This window comes from Oceanobacillus sp. FSL W8-0428 (assembly GCF_038004405.1).
GTDB lineage: Bacteria > Bacillota > Bacilli > Bacillales > Amphibacillaceae > Oceanobacillus > Oceanobacillus sojae.
In genome coordinates this window covers 2,072,452-2,095,998 of record NZ_JBBORB010000001.1, presented here as the reverse complement: position 1 = coordinate 2,095,998, position 23,547 = coordinate 2,072,452, and the positions used below count along the sequence as shown (strand labels likewise).

General features: G+C 37.4%; 22 protein-coding genes. 3 read left to right on the top strand and 19 right to left on the bottom strand.

Features of this window, described 5'->3' with window-relative positions; genetic code table 11:
- Nucleotides 1-669: 669 nt before the first annotated feature.
- From MKY30_RS09730 to MKY30_RS09665, 14 genes are all read right to left on the bottom strand, one after another.
- Nucleotides 670-1,476 carry an inositol monophosphatase family protein gene (locus MKY30_RS09730; RefSeq protein WP_341083710.1) on the bottom strand — a complete coding sequence of 269 codons (807 nt, stop codon included), beginning with the start codon at nucleotides 1,474-1,476 and terminating at the stop codon, nucleotides 670-672.
- 49 nt (nucleotides 1,477-1,525) lie between these two features.
- Complete coding sequence (locus MKY30_RS09725) at nucleotides 1,526-2,335, bottom strand: Cof-type HAD-IIB family hydrolase (RefSeq protein ID WP_341083707.1); 810 nt, start codon at nucleotides 2,333-2,335, stop codon at nucleotides 1,526-1,528.
- Between the two features lie 169 nt (nucleotides 2,336-2,504).
- Nucleotides 2,505-3,320 (bottom strand): histidinol-phosphatase, encoded by an 816-nt coding sequence (locus tag MKY30_RS09720; protein ID WP_341083704.1) that lies wholly within the window; start codon nucleotides 3,318-3,320, stop codon nucleotides 2,505-2,507.
- A 15-nt stretch (nucleotides 3,321-3,335) separates the two neighbouring features.
- The gene (locus MKY30_RS09715) at nucleotides 3,336-4,337 is read right to left on the bottom strand and encodes an extracellular solute-binding protein (protein WP_341083701.1); all 1,002 of its coding nucleotides are present in this window, start codon (nucleotides 4,335-4,337) and stop codon (nucleotides 3,336-3,338) included.
- 28 nt (nucleotides 4,338-4,365) lie between these two features.
- Nucleotides 4,366-5,445 (bottom strand): ABC transporter ATP-binding protein, encoded by a 1,080-nt coding sequence (locus MKY30_RS09710; protein WP_341083700.1) that lies wholly within the window; start codon nucleotides 5,443-5,445, stop codon nucleotides 4,366-4,368.
- A 19-nt stretch (nucleotides 5,446-5,464) separates the two neighbouring features.
- The gene (locus MKY30_RS09705) at nucleotides 5,465-7,168 is read right to left on the bottom strand and encodes an ABC transporter permease (protein ID WP_341083698.1); all 1,704 of its coding nucleotides are present in this window, start codon (nucleotides 7,166-7,168) and stop codon (nucleotides 5,465-5,467) included.
- A 67-nt stretch (nucleotides 7,169-7,235) separates the two neighbouring features.
- On the bottom strand, nucleotides 7,236-8,273 hold the full coding sequence (locus tag MKY30_RS09700; protein ID WP_341083697.1) for an ABC transporter substrate-binding protein: 1,038 nt from the start codon (nucleotides 8,271-8,273) through the stop codon (nucleotides 7,236-7,238).
- Between the two features lie 325 nt (nucleotides 8,274-8,598).
- Nucleotides 8,599-8,787: a hypothetical protein gene (locus tag MKY30_RS09695; RefSeq protein WP_341083695.1), complete on the bottom strand. Its 189-nt coding sequence runs from the start codon at nucleotides 8,785-8,787 to the stop codon at nucleotides 8,599-8,601.
- Nucleotides 8,788-9,489: 702 nt separating this feature from the next.
- Nucleotides 9,490-10,749 carry a PTS ascorbate transporter subunit IIC gene (locus MKY30_RS09690; protein ID WP_341083694.1) on the bottom strand — a complete coding sequence of 420 codons (1,260 nt, stop codon included), beginning with the start codon at nucleotides 10,747-10,749 and terminating at the stop codon, nucleotides 9,490-9,492.
- Nucleotides 10,746-11,042, bottom strand: coding sequence for a PTS sugar transporter subunit IIB (locus tag MKY30_RS09685; protein ID WP_341083692.1), 297 nt, complete (start codon nucleotides 11,040-11,042; stop codon nucleotides 10,746-10,748). The genes MKY30_RS09690 and MKY30_RS09685 overlap by 4 nt, the downstream gene beginning before the upstream one ends.
- The gene (locus tag MKY30_RS09680; protein WP_341083690.1) at nucleotides 11,039-13,132 is read right to left on the bottom strand and encodes a BglG family transcription antiterminator; all 2,094 of its coding nucleotides are present in this window, start codon (nucleotides 13,130-13,132) and stop codon (nucleotides 11,039-11,041) included. Before MKY30_RS09680 ends, MKY30_RS09685 begins: the two co-directional genes overlap by 4 nt.
- 413 nt (nucleotides 13,133-13,545) lie before the next feature.
- On the bottom strand, nucleotides 13,546-14,583 hold the full coding sequence (locus MKY30_RS09675; RefSeq protein WP_341083689.1) for a galactitol-1-phosphate 5-dehydrogenase: 1,038 nt from the start codon (nucleotides 14,581-14,583) through the stop codon (nucleotides 13,546-13,548).
- Nucleotides 14,584-14,613: 30 nt separating this feature from the next.
- Nucleotides 14,614-15,936, bottom strand: coding sequence for a PTS galactitol transporter subunit IIC (locus MKY30_RS09670; RefSeq protein WP_341083687.1), 1,323 nt, complete (start codon nucleotides 15,934-15,936; stop codon nucleotides 14,614-14,616).
- Nucleotides 15,937-15,971: 35 nt separating this feature from the next.
- Entirely contained in the window at nucleotides 15,972-16,202 is a 231-nt protein-coding gene (locus tag MKY30_RS09665) for a PTS sugar transporter subunit IIB (protein ID WP_341083686.1), read from the bottom strand.
- A 177-nt stretch (nucleotides 16,203-16,379) separates the two neighbouring features.
- On the opposite strand from MKY30_RS09665, the gene MKY30_RS09660 reads away from it, so the two are divergent.
- Entirely contained in the window at nucleotides 16,380-17,249 is an 870-nt protein-coding gene (locus tag MKY30_RS09660) for a class II fructose-bisphosphate aldolase (protein WP_341083683.1), read from the top strand.
- Nucleotides 17,250-17,470: 221 nt separating this feature from the next.
- Here MKY30_RS09660 and MKY30_RS09655 read toward each other — a convergent pair whose 3' ends face one another.
- Nucleotides 17,471-18,499 (bottom strand): Rpn family recombination-promoting nuclease/putative transposase, encoded by a 1,029-nt coding sequence (locus MKY30_RS09655; RefSeq protein WP_341083680.1) that lies wholly within the window; start codon nucleotides 18,497-18,499, stop codon nucleotides 17,471-17,473.
- Nucleotides 18,500-18,760: 261 nt separating this feature from the next.
- Here MKY30_RS09655 and MKY30_RS09650 point away from each other — a divergent pair, with 261 nt between their 5' ends.
- Nucleotides 18,761-19,009: a hypothetical protein gene (locus tag MKY30_RS09650; protein WP_341083678.1), complete on the top strand. Its 249-nt coding sequence runs from the start codon at nucleotides 18,761-18,763 to the stop codon at nucleotides 19,007-19,009.
- Between the two features lie 167 nt (nucleotides 19,010-19,176).
- On the opposite strand, the gene MKY30_RS09645 is transcribed toward MKY30_RS09650, so the two are convergent.
- Together MKY30_RS09645 and MKY30_RS09640 are read right to left on the bottom strand one after the other, a co-directional pair.
- Entirely contained in the window at nucleotides 19,177-19,908 is a 732-nt protein-coding gene (locus tag MKY30_RS09645) for an alpha/beta hydrolase (protein ID WP_341083676.1), read from the bottom strand.
- 116 nt (nucleotides 19,909-20,024) lie between these two features.
- Nucleotides 20,025-20,813, bottom strand: coding sequence for an aminoglycoside adenylyltransferase domain-containing protein (locus tag MKY30_RS09640; RefSeq protein ID WP_341083674.1), 789 nt, complete (start codon nucleotides 20,811-20,813; stop codon nucleotides 20,025-20,027).
- A gap of 99 nt (nucleotides 20,814-20,912) precedes the next feature.
- Between MKY30_RS09640 and MKY30_RS09635 the strand changes: the two genes are divergently transcribed.
- Entirely contained in the window at nucleotides 20,913-21,446 is a 534-nt protein-coding gene (locus tag MKY30_RS09635) for a GNAT family N-acetyltransferase (RefSeq protein ID WP_341083673.1), read from the top strand.
- A 213-nt stretch (nucleotides 21,447-21,659) separates the two neighbouring features.
- Here the strand turns inward: MKY30_RS09635 and MKY30_RS09630 are convergent, their stop codons facing one another.
- Complete coding sequence (locus tag MKY30_RS09630; RefSeq protein WP_341083671.1) at nucleotides 21,660-22,472, bottom strand: glycerophosphodiester phosphodiesterase; 813 nt, start codon at nucleotides 22,470-22,472, stop codon at nucleotides 21,660-21,662.
- The gene (locus MKY30_RS09625; RefSeq protein ID WP_341083670.1) at nucleotides 22,459-23,220 is read right to left on the bottom strand and encodes a glycerophosphodiester phosphodiesterase family protein; all 762 of its coding nucleotides are present in this window, start codon (nucleotides 23,218-23,220) and stop codon (nucleotides 22,459-22,461) included. Before MKY30_RS09625 ends, MKY30_RS09630 begins: the two co-directional genes overlap by 14 nt.
- Nucleotides 23,221-23,547 lie beyond the last annotated feature (327 nt).

Below are 23,547 nucleotides of genomic sequence, written 5' to 3'. Positions count from 1 at the left end.
AATATCTACAACTTAATCAGAAGTAAAATCTTGATGAGAGGAACACTTACTAATATTTTTATTATGGCAACTTTTTAATAGAAATGAATGTTATTAAACAATACCCATCCTCTTGACCCATAATCAATTTCATGACAAAATAACCAAAATTATTATTATTTAATAATAATCTTTCTATTCAATGCAGTACATTTATAACTTTACTTATAGTTGTATATAGTGAAGTAAAAAGCGAGATGAGAAGTCCCTCCTCTTACCTCATCGTATTTTTTCATTATATATTCTGTGGATGCAGGCAAAAATACCTTCTAATTCTATTAATAGAATTAGAAGGTATTTTTAATTATAGAAACTTTTAATTTGATAGGTGAGAATATCAAAAGCTTCTTTTCTCAATATATATAAGTTGCATTCTTCGTTCGTATGCTATTCTCGGGAGTCGTGCGAATTCATACGGTTATCGTGTGCAATTCCAGAGCGGTGTGCGAGTTTGTAGGATTATCGTGCGCTAACCTACCCCCTAGAGCGTGCAAATCTGCTTAGGGCTACTTGCGTTAATCTCACCAAAAAGAACAGCGTATTTAAAAATGTATAATACTTAAATTCAACATATATAGCATTATTATATATCCTATAGAAATAAATTACTTAAATTAGCTGAAGCCAATTCTATTTAAAACCATGTATAGAAGCAAATGTCTCCTTCCACTCCTTATCAATCTTTCCATTCGTGCAGGTAAAATGAGGAAATTCAAATTGAACTTCATTACCATCCAATTGATAAACGCTTCCCCCTGCTTCCTCAACAATCAATCTGCCAGCAGCAACATCCCAAATATTTACTCCCCATTCCCAGAATGCATCCAAACGTCCAGAAGCAACATAAGCACAATGTAAGGCTGCTGAACCAAAAGTACGGACATTCCGAGTCAACGGAGCAATTTTCACATATCCCTCTAAGACATGATTACGGTTACTTTCATATTTAGCTGGAACTCCTGTTGAAACGAGGCTCTCAGCTAAAGAACTCTGCTCACTTACATGGATTGCTTCTCCATTTAATGTCGCTCCTTTTCCACGCTCAGCAATAAATAATTCATTTGCAACGGGGTCATAAATAATGCCAAAAGCAGCTTCCCCTTTACAATATAAAGCTACTGAAATCGTATATCCTGGCAATCCATGTACATAATTCGTCGTTCCATCGATTGGATCAATTATCCATAGATTAGGATGCGTTTCTAGCATTTCAAGCATTTTATCGTGACCTATCTCTTCTACTGTTTCTTCTCCAAAAACAGCATGCTCTGGGAAATCCCTCTTTATTTCCTCGGTTATATATTTTTCTGTTTTCTTATCCATTTCCGTAACTAAATCCATATCGCTGCCTTTTGTTTCAACGGTAAATCTTGAATTCACCTTTTCTACCAGATTTCTCCCTGCTACTATTACGATTTCACATACCTCTTCAAACATGACATCACCTTCTCTTCAGAATTTGGATTGTATCAATAATCTACTTTTATCACTTTAAATCAACAGAATGACTTATATCTTCAATAATGCTTTGAAGAGCGTGATGCTCATGATGAACTGTTTCTCGAAAATTCTGCTGCTTCAATAAGTCAATGGCATTTTCAACCACATAGGCTGTATCAGCTGTTTGTAACATGGCCAAATCATTTTCATGATCTCCTACACAAATCGTATGTAAGTCCGTTCGATTTAAATGTTTAAGCAGCTCTTTAACCGCATTTCCTTTTGAAACATGCTTCGGCAAGATTTCTAAATAGTTTTTTTCTGAATAAATCATATCACACGAAACTCCACTATTTAGTACCAGCTTTTCACACTTTTTTAAAACAACAGGGGCATCTGAAATAAGCAACACTTTTGTTACGTAGCTTGTATTAAATGCAGCATCTATTTCCCTAACCTGGACTCTATCTTTTTTCTGATGTGCTTTAATCAATTCGTTGTAATCTGGAACATAGGCTTTTTTATTTTGGTAGTAATTAATACCAATAGATTCACTTTCGCTGAATGCTTGTAATTGATTAAATAAAGGTGTGAAGTCGGTAATCTTTTGCTCATATATACGCTGCTGATTCTGATAATCGTAAATAACCGCTCCATTATACAGAATGACGGGGAGTGTAACCCCCAATTCTTGCACATAAGGACCTACAGAATCTTCCACACGTCCTGTTGCAATGGTAAACAATCCGCCATCCTTTATAAATTGCTGAATAGATGTTTTATTCTCCATGCTAATATTCTGCTTTCCATTAAGTAACGTTCCATCTAAATCAGAGATTAATAGATGCTTTTTCATCCCATCGCTTCCCTCCGTAAATCTACTTTGTAAAACCTTTGCTATCATCATATGAATCAAATTTTAACTTTTTTGTGTGTGCAGCTATACAAGGTATCTGTTATCATGTTAGAAAAATATGCATTTGCTAAAAGAGAATCGAATGCAGGTTTCTCTCATACTACACACATTAAAGTGACACCGTACATCTTTTCTTGTTTACAAAATAGACTATTTCCTTAAAGCCAATTTGTTTTAAGGTTTCCTGTACTTCTAAGTAATCATCCCCCACCCTGGAGGGTACATGGGAATCTGAACCAAAAGATATATCCACACCGTAATGGCATGCTTTTTCCAATATTTCATGCGATGGATACCATCCGCCGCAATCTTTATTTTTACCAGATGTATTCACTTCAATGGCAACACCTTCATTAGCAATGACTTTTAATGTTTCTTCTACTACTGGTGTTTGGACTTCATGAAAATCTAATAAATATCCTTTCATCGCATCAATATGTCCCAAGACTTGAAACATACCGCTTCTGGCAGATTGCTGAATCAAATGGTAATAGGATTCTTTTTCCTCCAGACGCTCTTCCTCTGATAAATGATCCCATCTGCCTTTTTGAAAAATATTTTTATCATGAACATGATGGACAGAGCCAATGATATAATCAAATGGGTATTTTTGATAAATGTTACTGTACATATTTGCATATTCGGGAAAATAATCGCTCTCCATTCCAAGTAACACGTGAATTTTATTCTTATATTTTTCTTTCAGCGTCAACACTTCACTTACATATTCATCCAGCTCACTCTTGGCCATTGCAATTCCCGGATACAGCTGATCTTCGTTCGAATAAAAGTAAGGAGAGTGATCTGAGATCCCAATATAATGCAAATCACGATCTATTGCCGCTTGAATGTAATCCTCTATTTTCCCATCTGCATGTCCGCATCTATCATGATGAGTATGTAAATCAAAAATATTATTTGTCACAATGTATCTTCTCCTTTACTCTCTATATTTAATGACTTCTTTAAAATCGGAAATCAAATCATACCGATTCTCTACTGCTTTTTTCTCATCAACAGGTATAATCAATAATTCATCCAATGATACGGACTGTGGTGGATTTACTGCATTCACATTGGTCAGCATATGATAATTTCCTATTCTTTGACCTATTTCCTGTGCTTCTTTTGTTAATGACCAATCAATAAACTCCTGTGCAGCTTTTTCGTTTTGAGCATTTGTCGTCATAGCGATTGCTTCGACTTCATACGTTGTCGGCTCTGTCGGATAAATAATATTCAACTCAGTAAATCCTTCATTTTTCAGACGCATGGCATCATGTGCAAACATAATCGTTGCAGCACTTTCCTTATAACCAATAAATCTTCCGGTTGAATCTTCTGCCAAAGTATAATCGGTCACATTCTGATTGATATTTTGCACCACACTCTTTGTTCGCAAATTTCCATATAATTCATCAAAGAGAGCAATGGTGAGGTACCCTGCTTCTGTTGATTCTGGATTCGGCAGTGTCAGCCAGTTCTTATACTCTACCCGTTGCAAATCACTCCATCTCTGCGGATTACTGACTCCTTGTTCCACATGCCATTGACGATTGGTCACAATGGCCAAGACACCTACACTGATTCCAGTCCAATACCCCTCTTCATCCTTATATATTTCGTCGATTTCTTCTCTGTATTCCGAAATATATGGTTCCAAGAGTCCTTGCTGTTTCGCATCTTCCATTAAAAAAGACGACCCACCATACCAAATATCAAATTCTTCTTCTCCATTCTCCAATGATTGAAGAATTTCGAGATTACTTTTTCTTTGAAATGAAATATGGATACCAGTATCTCGTTCAAACTGCTCTGCAATTCGAATCATGTAGGCTGTATCCATTCCGGTATATACCTGCAATACTTCCTTTTGCCAAGCCTTGTTGCAACCAGAAAGAAGGAGAAGAACTACGAACAACAGCATTGTTATTTTTCGCATAGCATCTCTCCTCTCCTTCTATTTAACCTTATGCTGGTACAACATGCAATGAACGTTGTGAAAATGTCAGATTTACACTGTCGCCGTCATAATAAACTTCTTTCCCGCCCGGATCTGCAACAACTGCATGCAATTGAATACCATTAAAATCTAACTCGTATTCTTGTATCTGTCCCATAAACACACTTTTAAGAACCTTCGCAGATTCTGTCCCTTCCTTATCTAGATTGATTGCTTCTGGACGAACAACCACTGAAACAGATTGCCCTCCATGAAATGTATCCGCATTCTGCTGTAAAACTTCGATAGTAGTTTGTTTCGTTTTTACAAAGAGACGATCCGATTCTTTCTTATCTACAACCCCTTCTAAGAAGTTAGCTGTCCCAATAAAATCGGAAACAAATTTTGTTTTTGGCTTTTGATAAATTTCCATCGGCGGCCCAACTTGTTCAATACGCCCTTCATTCATAACAACAATACGGTCACTCAAACTCATTGCTTCACTTTGATCATGAGTTACATAAATTGCTGTAATGCCAAGTTTTTTCTGGATACGGCGAATTTCATCACGCATCGTAATCCGAAGTTTGGCATCTAAATTGGATAACGGTTCATCGAAAAGCAGTACTCCAGGCTCCATTACCAATGCCCGGGCAAGCGCAACACGCTGCTGCTGACCGCCAGACAATTGGTTTGGCATTCTGTTTTTATTTACATGTAAGTTCATAATATCCATTACAGGTGTCACCCGTTTTTCAATTTCACTTTTACTTAACTTTTTCAGTTTTAGTCCATAACAAATGTTGTCATATACGGACATATGCGGAAACAATGCATAAGATTGGAATACCATTGTACAGTCTCTTTTATTTGCAGGGATGTGTTGAACATTATCCTCTCCAAACATGATTACGCCGTTCGATAGTTCTTCAAATCCGGCAATCATACGCAATGTAGTTGTTTTTCCGCATCCGGAAGGACCTAATAGTGTTGCAAATTCTCCTTTTTCAATATGCAAACTGACATCATTAACTGCTGTCATTGTCTTTCCTTCATCATCGGTAAATTGTTTCGTTACATTCTCTAGCTTTACGGATTTTGCTGACATGTGTTATCCCTCCAAGAATTTAAGTCGTCACAGAATCTTTTGAAGAAATTTCTGCACCTGTTTGTTGATCTTTTCTTAACTTCCATTTACCAGTAAATAAAGAAGTTAAGCCATTTAAAATTAACATCGCGACAATCATTAAGATAATCAATAATGTACAATATGCACTTGCAACGCCAATTCTTCCTGACTCTACTTGCGCTAAAATAGAAGCAGTAATCAGGTTATATTTGGCCGAAACCAGGAAGATTACAGCGCTCATCGCTGTCATACTTTTTACGAAAGTGTATACGATTGAACTGAAAAATGCCGGTCGAATCAAAGGCAGTACGATGGAAAAGAAGGTCTTGGAACCGCTCGCCCCCAGATTTGTTGCCGCTTCTTCTATCGAAGGATCTATCTGTTGAAGCGAAGTAATCCCGGACCGAATTCCCACTGGCATCGCACGTACAATGAACGCAGCGATAATAATCAATGCTGTCCCAGTAATTGCTAACGGCGCCTGATTAAACGCCAAGATATAAGAGATACCGATTACAGTTCCTGGAATAGCCATAGAAAGCATGCTGATCCCTTCCATTAATTTTTTTCCTGCAAATCTTTTACGAACAATCAAGAATGCAAGAATCATTGCGAATAGTCCTCCAATTGGCGTCGCAATAATGGATAGTCGTAAAGTGTCTCTAACTGCTTTTTGACCGATAGAAAACACATAATTATAATGATCTAATGTAAAGCTGTAATTTACACCCCATAGCTGGATAAACGATCCAATAGGAACTAAGATATAGAATAAAATAACAGTTCCCGATAAACCGAAACAAATGGCAATCATCACTCGGCGAAACATACCTTGGGAAATCATTTTTCGAACTCCAGTTGGTTTTCCGGTAACTGTGACATAATTCTTCTTTCCAATCCAAAAATTCTGGAGTACATATAAAATAACTGTTGCACTAAGTAAAACCATTGCAAGAGCTGCTCCAGCCTGCATATTATAGCTTCCGACTGCCTGCATATAAATCTCTCTTGCCACCGTATTATAATCTCCCCCAATGGTCATTGGGTTCCCGAAATCAGCCATCGACTGAATAAATACAAGTAAAAAAGCATTTCCAATCCCTGGAACAGATAATGGCAACGTTACTTTCTTAAATGTCTGCCATTTCGTAGAACCAAGATTATCACTTGCTTCTTCCAGAGAAGGGCTAATGGATTGCAACAACCCTGCTAAAACTAAGAATGCTACCGGGAAATAGGTTAGGGTTTGGACAAGAATCAAACCATGTAATCCATAAATATTTGCTCCTTCTATTCCCAGCAATGTCTCAGAAATAAATCCTCCTCTTCCAAAAAGAAGAATTGCTGATAAAGCAATAACAAACGGAGGAGAAATTACTGGTAAAATTGCAATTCCGTTAAATAATTTCTTAAATGGAACCTTAATATAAGCTAATGTATAAGCAAAGAAATAAGCAATAGCTGTTGATAAAATAGAAACGATGACTGCTAAAACCAATGAATTCATTAAAGCACTGGTTAATTGTCCGCCAGCAAATACCCTTTTATACCCTTGCCAATCTATTTCACCATTAGATATAAAACTGGATAAAAAGATTTGGAAAAGTGGATAGACAATAAATACAATGAGCGTCAGCATAACCAATACAACAAGTAATAACAACATTGGCTGTTTGACTAATCTGCGTATGTTCTCCTTCATAAAAAGCTTTCACTCCTTTTATGTTGAAAAGGGAGCTGACAGCCCCCATTCTCAACATTTTCTATCTCTAGTTATTTACTTCATTATCCCATCGGTCAAGAATTTCTTGACGACGTTCTCCAGCCTCTTTCGGGTCTGAATCTAATAGATTGATCTCATCTAAATCTGGAGCCCCTTCAGGTGGAACCGCGTCTGGATGCGTAAGACTCTGGAAATTAGATGATTCTTGACCAACTTCTTGTGCTTCTGGTCCTACAGCCCAATCAACAAATTCTTGAGCCAGTTCTTCATTTGGAGCTCCTTCAATAATACCGACTCCTCCAATTTCAAATCCTGTACCATCCTCTGGGAATGAAAGGACGATGTCATCAAATCCTTCTTCTTGATACTTAACAATATCATGTGCAAACAAAATTCCTGCTCCTACTTCATTCATACCAACCATTCTTCCCGGCGCTGAACCGCTAGTCGTGTATTGTTGCACTTGCGGATGAAGTTCCTCCAAATACTCAAAACCTTCTTCATCTCCACCTTTTGCACGAAGAATCGAATATAATGCTGTATAAGCTGTACCTGATGAACTTGGATGTGCCATAACTATTTGTTTCTCATACGCAGGGTCTAGTAAGTCATCCCAACTTGTTGGAGCTTCTAAACCATTATCATCCAAGAAATTCTGATTTGTAGCGAAACCAATCGCCCCTACATAAATCCCAGTCCAAAAATTATCGGGATCTCTATATTCCTCTGGGATATCTGCTGCTTCGGGGGAATTATACGCATGTAACAGGTCTTCTGTTTTAGCAGCTTCAAATGTGTCTGCTGGTCCGCCATACCAAATATCTGCCTGCGGATTATCTTTTTCCGCACGGACCTTTGCTAAGATTTCTCCAGCTGACATACGAACCATATCGACATCGATTCCTGTATCCTGTTGGAACTTGTCAATTGCAGCAATCGCATGATCTTCCTGAAATGCAACATAAACTGTTAACGTTCCACTTGGACTATCTCCGTCATCTGTTCCATCTGAATTATTCGATCCGCATGCGGCTAGCAGAAAAATAGCTAATAATATAAATAATAATTTTATAGATTTCTTCAATGTAACTACCTCCTTTTTTCTTATGTCTTAAGTTTATGTGTATGCGTTTCCATGTTCAATGCCAAATGAATTCCTTTTGAAGTGGTATAGAATTGGTATGGTAAGATAAAATATGTTTTGTAAACTGATTTTGTATAAATGCTGGCTAACTTCATCCACTAATAGAATAGATGAAAAAACGATTCTATATACTTTTCTCTATAAATAGTTATTATGAGTTTTGGTTATAACGATTTAATAACATCACAGAAAAGTCAAATAATTCAATTTCTAAAGTAAGAATATTGAATCATTCGACTTTTATCGCATAAAATTATTAATTGTTTTAGTTATTCACTTCATTATCCCAGCGATCTAAAATTTCTTCTCTCCGCTCCCCTGCCTCAATTGGATCAGAATCGATTAATTCAATTTCCTCTATATCAGCTGCTTCTTCCGGCTCTACAGCATCTGGATGGGTTAAATTATTAAACGCACCTGCTTTTTGACCGACTTCCTGCGCATAAAGCATCAACTTCAAATAGGCTTCTGTCGTCAGTTTTTTGTATAGGTATCTTGTTGATGAATCGTTACTTGTTCGAAAAGTTTTTTGAAATTTATTGGTGCAATCCATTTACCAAATGCATTTTTTCGTGTATTCTTGTCCATAAGTGGTTTCCTTTACATTGGATTTGGACAGAAATTCACCTGACCAATTCATTATAAAGGATTTTTTTATGGCTTAAAACAATAAAAACCAAAAATTAGGATTATTTTGTATTATTCGACATAATTAATGCAATGCTAGTGTCCCTATATTTTCTATAAATATTGTTTTTAATATGTATTTTTTTGTATATTTTTTGATTAGAATAGTAGTCTATTAGAAGGGTTGTTACCGATTCAACAGGGGTACGCTAAAAAAACAAAGCTTCAGCCATCTCATACCCTTATTCTTATAACGTTCTTCCACTCTAGCCGCTAAATTAATCACTTTGTTTCTCATTACTTTCTTAAATTATGTATATAACTCCATATGTGCATGCCTACACTATCAATAGTAATTTATTTCCTTTTGAAATGGCAGTAAATTGATATTGAATATTTACTATAAACTATGTAATTTAAAATAAATCCTTTAAAATGTATAAAACAAAAAATCCCCTTTTATTATGCAGGTTAGAAATTTTCAACATTTTTCCCTGCTTAAATAAAGAGGACATATTAAATTCAGTTATCACTGCACCAGCCATCCAATCAAAATCCCAATCAACTGCAAATCCGTATCTCCAAACGTCGTCCGCGTATAACCTAAATCCCGCAAATAACTTAATAATGGAATCGGCAAAACAGTAATAACCATTCCATGCACGATACTCATGCAAACCAGCGCCTTGATTCCTCGTAACTTATAAGCAATAACTCCTGCAGCGCCGCCGGAGAAAAAATGCGGAATAACGCCTGGAATAATAATGGTATATTGAACGGCAGCCATTCCAAACATCACAACAAGTCCGCCGATAAAGCTGAGTGTAAACCCAACCATTGCAGCTAATGGAGCGTAATTAAATAACACCGGCGCATCTAATGCAGGGATAGACCCTTTGATCCATCTGCTCGATACCCCTTCAAAAGCTGGTAGAATTTCCGCAATCATCATTCGGACGCCAGTCAGGATACAGTACATTCCAGCTGTAAACCACAAAGATTGCACAATAACAAAAATGATAAAATTTTGATCATTAAATAAGTATTGAATAGCTTCTCTTTGCGCAAAAATAGCAGAAATAAAGAAGAGCAGAAATGAAAATATACTAATGATCAATACATGATCATGCATAAAAGGCTCAAGTTTTCTAATAAAGTTCGGAAAATCTGCTTTTTCTTCTTTTCTTTTAAAAAGATTTATGCTTAAAATACCTGTCATAAAGTAGCCCACACTGTTAAAATGACCAATCGCAATCGATTCATCGCCTGTGACACGTTTGACAAACGGCTGAACCAGCGCAGGCATACAGGACATCATCAGTGCTAACACGATACCGCCAAAAACATACCCCCACCAGCTGTATTGAGAAGCATGTAGAACAGCCACAATAACTGCTGACATAAAAAGTACTTGGTGTCCTGACAAAAAGACATACTTTAATCTCGTAAACCGGGCTATTAATAAATGCCCAACCATTCCAATTGAGATGGTTATCGCAATTTCCCTGCCATAATTAATCTGTACCAATGCCGTTATCGCTTCATTATGGGGAATCATGCCAATAATGTTAAAGCTGTCTTGGATCATAACTGCTAAATTGGAAAGAGAGACATTGGCGGCAGAAGCCCCTATTTGCAATAATGTCACACCCACCATTATTTTCACTGTTCCACTGAGAACACGAAAAAAACCTGCTCTAGCAAGTAATAGACCAATACATGTAATAGCCCCCAACAAAATAGCAGGTTCTCCGATAAACCCCCTTGTAAAACTTTCAAATATATTCATACACGCTCTCGCCACCGCTTCACAGTATCTGCATTTTCTAAGCTTTCTTTTACTAAAGCTCTATCTGCAATAAAGGAGAGCCCAAGGATCTCTGTTTCTTTTACCCGCAAATGCTGTACAACCTGCTTTGCCCCGATAATCAAATCTGCTTTCATGAAGGAGGCAGCACTTACATCCGATTGTTCAACAATGACATCGTCTAACTTCCATTCCTGAAAATGCTGTTTTACTTGTAATTTCAAAACAAGACTTGTCCCTAAACCACCTGAACAAACAACTAAAACCTTTTTCATCTGCTCCCCTCCTCATACTCCAACATCCAATTCCATATTACATCTATATTTTGCTCATGTCGCAATTTGCTCATCAAATCCTTAGAGTTCACTACGTCTAGCATCATCTCCACAGCGGTAACATGCTGAATCTTATCTTTGGCAGCAAGCAAAATGATCCACCATACCTTCTCCCCATCCCCACCGAAGGCAATCGGCTCTTCTAATGTCATAAACGCAAAACCAGTCTTCTTTATCGATGGACTGTTCAAATGAGGGAAAGCAACACCCGGAGCTACGATAAAATGGTGATCCTGTTCATTAATTACTTGAGCCAATTCCTGTTCATATGCAGATTCAATGACACCTTGATTCACCAAAGACCGGCTCAATATGGACAGCGATTCTCTCCAGTCCTGAACCCGATTTTTTAAATAGATACATGCAGGTGATGTCAGCGAAGTAACTTCAGAACCAGCGGCTCCCTGATTTCCGCTGAAATAGCGGTATAAATCATTAAATAATTCTCCCTCATTCAGTACAATGGTATGTTTTTTTACAGATTGATAAATTGTCATTACCGTTTCCACAACCGGCAGCTCTGTGCTTGCTTGGTAAGTTCCTCTTCCAATAATTCTTTCCAAATTTTGCTGATCTGTTAAAGATAATAAAGGATTCACCTTCACATAATTAACTTGAAGCTTTTGTGTAAACGGAACAGTCGTAACAATTAGGTCAACATCTTTTTCCGTAAGCTGATATGCTTCCTTTACAGAAAATTGCCCTATTATATATACTTGTGGAAATAGCCTTCTCATGGTGCGTTCGAGCAATCGTGATGTTCCTAAACCGGAGCTGCAGACTATCGCAATCCGTTTACTCGGGAGCAGTGGCTCCTGCTCCATTCCGGCACATAAATGAACAACAATAAAGCCGATTTCATGTCTATGGAGATTTGTTAAGCCCCAATGTGGATTCTCCTCAATAAAATTCTTCACTTGTTCAATATATTTGTGATACTCTTTTTCTAAATTATCAAAATAAGGGTTATCAATATGAATATTATATTTCACCCGATACATCGCTGATTGCAAATGCGTAGAAAGGCCAATAATAATATTCTCCCGGTTGCTTAAACGGAAGCGATTCTCCTGTTCAAAAGTTGCTACTATCTCCCCGGATAAAGACTGATATTTAATCCTGTGATCTCCTTCGCCGCTTAAACGCCTCGCTCCAAGCAGATGCATAGAGATATAAGCTAATTCATTTGAAAGCCTACCAGGATTGTCTTTTAACCCCATTAATTTCATAAAACCCTGCTTGACTGTTTTATACCTTTCACTCTCTAAGATCTTCAACTCATCGTCTTTATCAAAATCAACTATGTATTCTTCTAATTGAATCCTTTTCCATTGAACAGCACAATTTAGAAAAAGCTCGTATTTACTTGCATCAATAAACGCGACCCCACTCAGCTCCTCTACTTGCTCAATCCAAGATATGATACCATCCACATCAACATCTGCTATCATATTCTCTAAATCATTTTCATTAAGTGAAGCGGGTATCGCTCTTGTTACATATAGCTCCAGAATTTCTTCTTCTGTCCACTGTTCCTTTAATAGATCCAAGAATAACACCCGCTTATTATTTTCTGCCCCTACTAAAGTAATTTGTTTATTTTCCCTCAATAGTCGTAATTTATAATCCGACAGTTCGTCTTTTAAATAATTATAATCATTTTGAAATGTATTTAAACTAATCTCATAATCCTCAAGGAGCTCATCCACTCGTATAAACGGGTTTAGCAATAAAATCTTTTGCATATCCAATCTGCGCTGTGCTGCACTTAAATAGTCCTTTTGCTGGTACATTGCTTCCTGTAGCGCCTGTTTCTGCTTTTCCCCTAAGAGAAGCCTCGCCCCATGCTTGCGATGCCTTTCCAAACTGAATCCTGCTCCAATATCCATCAACCATGTCTCAATCTCAAGTAAATCCTGTCGAATCGTCCTGGGAGAAAGCTGATACGATTTATTTAGATCGGCTAAGGAAACGAATGCCTCTTCTTCAATTAGTCGTTCTAAAATCTTTTTTTGTCTAGATGAAAGCATCTCATTCCCTCCGTATTCAATATAATTGAGCGTCTTCTTAACCTTAATTCAAAAATTCAGAAAAAAATAAAACCTAGATTGGTAGCCCTATATATAAAAAAAACAAGAATGTAACCCTTGTCATTTTTCTTGATAGTATATCATTTTTCGACAAGTAAATCTATATAAGAGAGAACCCATAAAATACAGACTAATAACATAGAATATATCCTTTAAAGATGTAATGATTTGAGTACATAATCAACAAGTCTTCTTTACCGTAAAGCACTCATGTATACACACTTGACTCTTGTCATTTGAAGTTGGATCAGATTATTCTTAAGATAGCATTAAATTCATACTGGAATTTTATACTATATTATTAAAAGCCTTGAAAGCCACAAACAAACTTGTACCTTCCAAGACTTCCCACATCACCGTCTTACATCATATAAAAACTTAATAGAATGATTATCCGGATCAATCATTTTCTTAAACGGCTCTTCTTTTACGTCCAGCGGATTTACTTCATGAATTAATGGTTTTACGTCAATTTTCCCGTCCTTCATATATTGTAAGGCCGCAGTCCATTCAAATCCCGGAAATGGAACGGAATAGGACATCCATGAACCGTATACCTTTAATTCTGCTCTTAGAATTCTTTCAAATACATCTGCGGGGAAAGTTATCTCCTTCTTAGCTGTACCCACATACACAACCTGACCAAGCTTCTCAACCACACTCAGTGACTGTACTTGTGTCTGCGGAACACCAGCTGTTTCTACCACAATTTCTGGCCTTTGATTTTCTTTAAAGTAATTATCTAAATCAATATCTAATGAATTTACGGTTTCTACAGCACCTAGTGTTTTAGCCATTTCCAGCTTCGTATGATCGATATCAATAACTGTTATTTCTCCTGCTCCTTTTGCCTGCAGTGCAAGCAGTGACATCATACCAATTGTCCCTGCCCCAAAAACAACTGCTCTTACTCCAGCATGGATATCAAGCTTTTCAATACCATGAATGGCGACAGTTAACGGCTCAATCAATGCTGCTTCCTGATCTGTAATACCATCTGGCAGGATCAGGATATTTTTCGCATTTACGGCAACATATTCAGCCATTGCTCCCTGCTCCCGGGAACCAATAAAACTGTAATTCTCACAAAGTGCCGGATTGCCGCTTTCACAGCTTGAACATTCTCCACATGGAACTAATGGAGCAACCGCTACACGGTCACCTTCTGATAACTCTTGTACCTCGCTTCCCACTTCTGAAATAACCCCCGAAAACTCATGACCTAGAACCGTTGGGTAGTTATGAACTTTCCCATCAAAATAACGGGCTAAATCGGAACCGCAGATTCCCACATAAGATACTTTTACTAATACTTGATTCGATTTAATAACTGGTATTTCTATATCCTTTACGGAGAAGTTTGCTTTACTTTCCAGCACTAACGCCTTCATTTCAATAACATCTCCTATCTAAAATTTCCCTCATATTTTCTCTCTTTTAAATTGAATATACGTAAAGATAATACTAAATACATAAATTCCGCCAATGATTAACAATGGAACCAGATTTTGAAGCTGGAATAATTCTTTCAAAATAAATGTGATTGGTGCTCCGCCTTGGTCTAAGGAAGCAACCTGACCGCTTGTTAGATTTCCTGTGTCCGTTGCCAGTTTCGTATGCACACCTATCATCATATTCGCTATCCATATTGTGATACCCATGATAAATGCTCCGGAAATAACAGTACGGAATAGGTTTCCTTTATGAATTCCTACTGCCATAGATACAAAGAATCCAATGGTTGCCAAGTCACCAAATGGCAAGACCTGGTTACCCGGAATTAAAATAGCAATAACTAATGTTAAAGGTACGAAAATTAAACTTGCTGCTACTACTTGCGAATTACCTAAAAGTAATGCCGGGTCCAGCCCAATATAGTATTGCTGTCCTTCGAAGCGTTTATCTAATATAGCCTGTGCAGCTTCTGCAATCGGCATTAGACCTTCCATAATAAATTTAACAACTGTTGGCATCAGCACCATAACAGCAGCCATCTGAATACCCAGCTGTAAAACATCTGATACCGAATAACCTGCTAAAAATCCAATAACGATACCTAATACTGCTCCAATAATTACCGGCTCGCCAACAACCCCAAAGCGCTCTTCAATTTTATTTGAATTAATATTTACTTTCTTAAGTCCTGGAATTTTATCAATAATGGCATCAATTACGACTGCAAATGGTGCAGACCATGTTCCGGAACCATGTGGAATAGCAATTCCTTCCAGACCAAAATGTTTATTGACTGTTGGTGCAAACCAATCACCTAACTTATAAACAAAGGCAGAGTGAACAACAACACCAATAATGGCAAACCAGAAGTTTCCGGTAGCTGCCAGAATAATTGCTCCTGTAAATGTCATATGCCAAATATTCCAAATATCCACGTTTACAACACGCGTCATTTTCGTTACAAGCATAAGTACGTTGACAAGTATTGCAATAGGAATAGCAACCATTGCAATCGTTGATGACCACGCCATCGGAGAGGCACCTGGCCAGCCGACATCAACGACGGAAAGACCTAAATTAAAGCGGTCCGCCATTTGCTGTGCAGCTGGACCTAAATTATCTGTTAAGAGACCGATTACCAAATTAATCCCGACAAATCCGACACCAATGGTTATCCCGGAACGAAGGGATTTTCCAACACCTTGTTTTAAACAAACTCCTAAAATAAAAATAACTAATGGCAGCATTACTGTCGGACCAAGATCTAATATATACTGTAAGATTTGCATGGACGGAATTTCCTCCTTCTAATGAAGAGATTGTTCTACTGCAAAACTTCTAAAATTTCTTTTTTTGTTTTGTCTAAACCTACTCCCGAGATAAAAGCCAATCCATGAATAACAGGAACACCATAATCTTTATCTACCTTAGCCGTTGTTACAATCAAATCGGTACCGCTGACTTTTGAGCTCAATTCACTGACACGGCACTGTGATACATCTGCATCAATATTATTTTCCTTTAATAAAGCTCTGATCTTAAGCGCTTCAATCAAATAACGAAATCAAGACTGCTTTAGTGGAAGCAAGCAGTTTTGCCGCTTCGAATTGCTTATACTGGTATCCGCATATTGATATGCATGATGTAAATGAGATTAAAGAGCAGATTACGTCGGAAGAATTATAAGAGGTTATTCAGAAAGCCCAATAAAAAATAATGAGGAGAGATTATAATGACTTTATACTCTACAACACCAATGTTGACGAAAGCTAAAAATGAGGGTTATGGGATTGTCGCTTTTAATGTCCATTCTTTTGACAGTATCTTTTGGGTAATGGAAGGTGCAGCCCGATTACATTCACCTGTTATTTTGCAAACTACCACGGGAACGGTGAAATCATTAGGCGCAAAAAATATTGTTGAGGTTGCCAATGCTGCATCTAACTATTATGAAGTGCCAATCGGCTTACATCTTGACCATTGCACAGATTATGAGCTCATCAAACAATGTGTCCGCGCAGGCTATACTTCCATCATGATCGATGCATCGATGCATCCATTTGAAGAAAATATTGCAAGAACTAAAGAAGTAGTGAATTTAGCAAAGTCATTACATGTCAATATCGAGGCAGAGCTTGGTAAAGTGGGCGGTGTAGAAGATGATATCGTTGTAGATGAGAAGGATGCCCAAAAAGCAATACCTGAGGAATGCGTTGTTTTTGTAAAACAAACAGGGGTCCCTACACTCGCTCCAGCCATTGGTACAGCACATGGAATTTATAAAGGAGATCCAAATATTGATTTTGACCGCATTCAAAAAATTGCCGAACTTGTCGATGTTCCACTCGTATTGCATGGCGGGTCAGCTGTACCTGATAAGGACGTTCGTAAATGTGTCTCTCTAGGAATGGCCAAAGTAAATGTATCTACAGAGTTAAAAAATGCTTACTCACAGGCAATTGCAGATCATTTTAAAGAACATCCTGACCAATTAGATCCAAGACAGTATTTACAAAAAGCCAAAGATGCAGCTATTGAAATGGTTATTTCTAAAATAAAAATGGTCGGCAGCGAAGGGCAATTGATAAAACCTTTTGTTTAATAAGCTTTCTTGAATAGCAGAATCCAAAATCCTGCTGTTGCTGGCTTAGCATTGTGCAATCCAATAAAAACATGGTGCTCAAATCTGCATCAATAACGTTCAAAAACCTCATAATTCACTTTGCCGGCGAAAGCAGAACGTATACCCAACTTAAGAAAGAGAAGTCTTTTCTCAATTCTAAGCAAAGCAAAAACACATGAGACCTCCGTGTTTTTGTTTTGCTATTTCAAATATTGTTTAACATCCTCTATCGTTTCCAATTCATCTATATGATCTATTATGGTTTCCAGTGTACTGATTTCCTGTTCGCGTATTTTTGTCTTTATACCTTCTGAAAGTGGAGCTACAAATTTTGTGATTAATCGAATTGCGGCATTAGATAACGCTTCTGCTTGCCCTTCTACTCTGCCCTCTGCTCTGCCTTCTTCTTTACCCTCTGCTCTACCTACTTCTTTCCCTTCATTCCGAAAAATCTCTGCTAAAGTCATTGCCAATTCGCTTCCTTCTTGATAAGTATTCCCTATATGATTGATTATATCATAATATTGATTTTTCGTTAGATGACGATGGACACGGAAAATATAATAAAACAACGTCTCAAGGTACTCTGTTGCCGTTCTTTGATCCTGTAATTGCCGCAGATAATCAACAGCTCGATAAATGGTATTCAATACGACTTGAACATCTCTTTTACGGATATCCCGAAACACCATCAGTATGATTCGCAGGAATACATTCAATTGCGTATCCTCATCTTCGTAATCGGATACGTCGTACAGAAAGAATTCATAATCAGGGACGTATTTCTGCAGTTCTTGAGGAAAATCCTGGTACCCTTCCAAAAGATTGCTGAATGAAGCTCCGGCATACCAATCCGCATTGCCAGGATACAGAACAATCGGCATAATGAGTGGCAGCTTCTTCTTATCTTTATTATCTCGTTTGGTTTCCCAAATCTCAACCATATATCGCAGTAACTGCAGAGAGGTATAGTAATCATTGTAGCTTTTATGCTCAAACAGAAAATATACATAAGCGGGTTTTTGATGGATTTTTGTCTGGAATAACAAATCGGAGAAATATTCTTGAAGATCACGACTGACAAAGCTGTCTTTTTGGGGCTGAATGGATGTTACATCAACGGTGTTGCGAACGGAGAGTGGTAAGAAATGGGTAATAAAATCTTTAGCAACATCCACATTTGAAAATGTTTCTTTAAAAATTTTGTCATGCGGATTTTGAATCTGCAAGCTTATCAAGTCCTTGCATTAATTAAATGTAATGTTTGCTTCGAATGATAGTTCTCTTTCATATTAACACATTTCCACAACAAGAACAAAAGTTCTGTTTTTATATTTTACTATGTACATCACAGCTATAATCCTGCTTTTTAACAAAAATTATAATAAGAATATCCATAAATAATTAAATCCACTGTATATTTTTCAAATTTAACCCCAAACTAAGTATCGTTGTTGATTCACATTCTAAATGGATAGGGATGATAATTAATGATGAATAATAAAAAAGGAATGACCACGTCACTGATTGCTGCAGGTGTAGCAGGCGCTGCAGCCTATGGTATAAGCATGAGTATGCAAAATGGATCATTTCAAAACATGTCACAAAAGCTTTCCAATTCCATGAATAGCTCCACCATGCAGGATATTGCAAAACCGCTCCAGGATATGCTTTCGGGCGGCGGTCAGGCAATGAATCAAGGTAATAGTGGTGGCCAGAATCAAACACAATCATCTTAAAATGTGAATGCAGGAGCATTTACTATTTAAGATAACAAAAAGGGATGGCTCCATTTTGGCGTCATCCCTTTTTAACGGCTGATGGAATTTGTAATGTTTTCTTTCTTATTCAGTAATAAGCCAGTTCAGCTTCAATCGCTGTAAAACAGTCTGACTTTATTTACCTTTTATATCCATGATTGCAATGCATTCAGAGATTTTTCGATAATCATTCCCTGATCATTATCCAATGTCGCTACATGATAGCTTTCTTTCATAGAAATAATTTCTTTTCGCTCAGAAGCTATTCCTTCCAATATCATTTGAGCATTTTCCGGCGGAACAACATGATCTTCATCTGAAACAAAAATAAGTGCCGGACAGGTTACTTTCTCTAAATTTGCTTTTGTTTCCTTCATCAGTTTCTTTATTTCTCCAATTGATTTTACCGGTGTTTTATCATAAGCCAGCTCCACTACACCTGCTTTTTTAATATCTGACCCGATTGCATCAATAAATCTTACTTTTTGATCTGCTTCCATTGCAGGAATATCTACAGCTGCGTTGATTAAAATAATCCCTGACAAAGGGTGCTTTGCAGCTGCATCAAGTGTTAATGTTCCACCCATCGATAAACCGCACATGAAAATCGTATCACATCTTTCATCAAGGCAGGAATATGCCTCTTCAATAGAGTTTACCCAATCCTGATATGAACATTTTTCCATATCTTCAGGAGCTGTCCCGTGACCTTGTAATCTTGGACCATAAACAGTATAGCCTGCATCCGCAAAGGCTTTCCCAATTGGATACATACTTTGTGTCGTACCCGTAAAACCATGTGATACGAGAACACCTATACGATTTCCTTCGAAGTAAAATGGCTCTGCATCTTTTAGTACTGGATACTGCTCATTCATCTGTTGTTCCTCCTCCTGAAACTGATTTTTATTCGCGTTCTTACATATTTTAAGCATAAAACGAATTAGAAAAACCCACAAGTGACAACGCTTTCTTTTTTTGTGTAAAACAATTTCTATTGCCCCAAAAGCTCTGTAATCTTTTTATCAATCAAATTTTTTAAAGCTGTTAATTCCTGCTTATCTATCATCTGTTTATCTGCTTCTTTCACCTGATAATTATGCAGCAGGCTTTTTATGGTCGGGTGGACCTTCTCTGGAAAGTCCTCATACGCTCTCTCTCCCGCTTCCTTTTTCGATAAAATACATTCTTCTTTTAAATACCAGTAGAAATGCAGCATATTCAGCATCGCATACACAGGTGTATCCAAATATGTTACCAGGCATTCTTCATAATCCGCCCGTACCGCTGAAATATAATCCGCTTTTGGAATTGCAGGAAATACACTAGCTGCCGGAGGACCTTCCAGCGTAATTCCTCTCCCCAAAAGAACAGCAATATGTGCAGCCAAATCTGCATCCTTCCCCTCACCCTTCTCTATCACTTGCTCTTTACTTACTTCCATACACTCCCGCCAGTATTCACTATAATGGAAAATATATGGAAGGGGATACTTCCATTGCTTTAAGTCACTTTCTAATAAAAAACTGATTTCAACCGGATAAGGATGATTGGATTGAGAAAGGAATAGCTCAGCCAGCTCCTGTTTTTGCTGTTTACTCAATGTTTTATTTAAGACCACCAGTAAATCAATATCACTATTTGCAGGTTGAAAGCATCCCATTGCTAAAGAACCGTGCAGATAACCGCCGACAAATTGATTACCTGTTATTTGCTTTATCCCATTTAGAAGATTATCTAAAAAGGATTGGATATGTTCGATAAATTTATTTTTTCTCTCCATTTCTCTTTGCCTTCCCCATCATTTATTATTTCTTGTTTGTTTAGTAGAATAAAAATAAACAGTTACCGCAAACTATCGTATGAGAAAGTAGGATTCCTTTTGAATATAAGTCTTAGACAAGAACAACCAGAAGATTACCATCACACTGAAATACTCATTGAACAGGCTTTTCGAAACGAAGAAATGAGCGATAAGCAGGAGCATTTTCTTGTGCAGCGTATCCGCAGGTCTGATGCCTTCATTCCTGAGTTATCTATTGTCGCAGTTAATCAGCAGGATGAAATTATTGGTCAAATTCTTTTTTCAAAAATATCGATTAAAAACCAGGAACAAACAACAGAATCGCTTGCCCTTGCACCAATATCTGTACATTCAGATTATCAAAAACAAGGTATTGGGTCTATGCTGATGAATAAAGGATTAAAGAAAGCAAAAGAAGCCGGGTATAATTCCGTCATTGTTCTTGGTCATCCGGATTACTATCCTCACTTTGGATTTAAGCTAGCCAGTTTGTGGGGAATTGAAGCACCGTTCGATGTTCCTGATGAAGCATTTATGGCGTTGGAATTGGAAAAGGATGCTTTCAAAAATGTCATTGGTGTTGTTCAATATTCGGAAGCCTTTTCTGAATAACAAATGCTGCTATCAACTATATTACTGAGTATTTAGCTGTTGAAATAAAATATCGTTGAGGAATATAAGATGCTGATTTGAACGGGGTATTAAAAACACACAGTCAAAACACGCTGCTGTCCAAAGAAAAACACAAAAGCCATTAACCACGATTTTTTCAATTTCAAGGCTAATGGCTTTATATCAAATAAAGCATTTCTTAATAATTTATTTTTACTGCATGATAACCTGCTTTGTAAATTCAATGTCATCTGTAAAAACACCATCCACTCCATACATAATAACACGCTGCTGTTCAACAAGCTCTGTCCGTTCATCCGTAAAAAACACATGAATCTCTTTCTCTTGCTGATGCAGTTTGTCAACAATATCCCTTGTAACATTTCCTGAATCTATCCCGATAGCATCCACGTCTGCTGCTAGTGCGTCCTCTAAATCAAATTTATCTGTTCCATATAAAAGCGTCGAACGGATTTCTGGTGCTAATTCCTGCAATTTTTGGAGACTTTTCTTTGAGAATGACTGAAAGCTGACATATTTGGGATCTAATAAATCATATTCCTGCAGCAGCTTGATTAATGGCTCTTCCATTTTTGTATCTCCATTCACGAGATGTGCCTCGATATAATAATGTTCATTCTGTTCAAATGTCACAGCTATTTCTTCTAACGGCAGCTCTTCCGGAGTTTTTGATCCCGACGTTATACGGTCTAAGACAGCATTATGAAGCGCAATTAATTCATTATCCTCTGTCATCCCTAAATCTATCTTTATCGAGTCTGTATGAGCATCCGAAGTATTTTTGTAAGCTTTCATCATATGCTCTTTGATCATACTGTCCGCCCCGGGATTAGCAATAATTTCTATATCAGCAGTAGCTACTTCTGTGTTCTCCGCTGCCTTTGCATACAATGCTTCCGCTCCATATAATGCTGTTGTATGAGGTGCTGGCGGCTTCGCTTCAAAAAATCCTGATATGATAAAGATTGCAATCACAAAACTGAGTAATATTCTACGCCATGGCATAGCGCTCACACCTGTAAAAGACAGCCCGGTCCGGATAATCTGTAATAATTGCTCTCACTTTTATATCGAGCAATTGTTTTAATGTATCCTTATCATTCACGGTCCACACACGCAGTAATCTCTTCCATTTGCTCCAATGATAAATATGCTTTAAGAAAGTATCCACTCCAATGTGCAAAGCCTCCAGTCCAAGAATATCGATATAATCCTCCGGGTGGGAAATCGGCTGGTTAATAATCCATGCCAGACGTGCATCACGGTCATAATGTCTCAAACGAATCAATGTAGGCAAGTGAAAGCTGGAATAAATTACACGATCCTTCATATCAGAAAATCTGTTTACATAGTCTATCAGCCTTTGTTCCATATTTTCGTATAAATATTCGTCTGTTTTTAATTCAATATTTAATGCGGCTTCTGGATATGAACTGATTAAATGAAGTACTTCTGTTAAGGAGGGGATTTTTTCTTCCTCCCAGCTCTTGTCATAGGTCGTGAATGATGAAAAGTAGGCATGATTCAATTGTAATTCTCGAATCTCTGAAAAGGTATATTCTGATACCGGTCCAATTCCATTCGTTGTCCGGTTTAGCGTAGCATCATGCATCACAACAAACTCTCCATCTTTTGTCATGTGTACATCTATTTCCAAGCCGTCTGCACCTGCTTCAAGAGCTTTCTCAAAACTAAGCAGTGTATTTTCCGGGTATAGTCCCATCATTCCCCGGTGTCCATATACTTTTGTCAAAGTAATCCCTCCTTGGAATTAAACTAATCTTAGATACATAGAAGAGCTGTTTGTTTATTAAAACATAAATCCTCTGAACTTCAGCTATTCTGTTTTAAATGTTTTTTCCTTTAACCTGAACAATTAACTGATTATCTATTCCCCCCTCCCTCTAATTCCATTAAAGCATACCTATTTCGTGAGACGTTGAAATTTACCAAATCAACACCTATACTTTGCTTTCCACTCAAATACTTTACAATGTCTTAATAAAATTCATATTTACTAAAAATCAAAAGCAGAAATCAGAAAAGAGATTTCAGGCAGTATTGGTATCTGCCCAAGAAA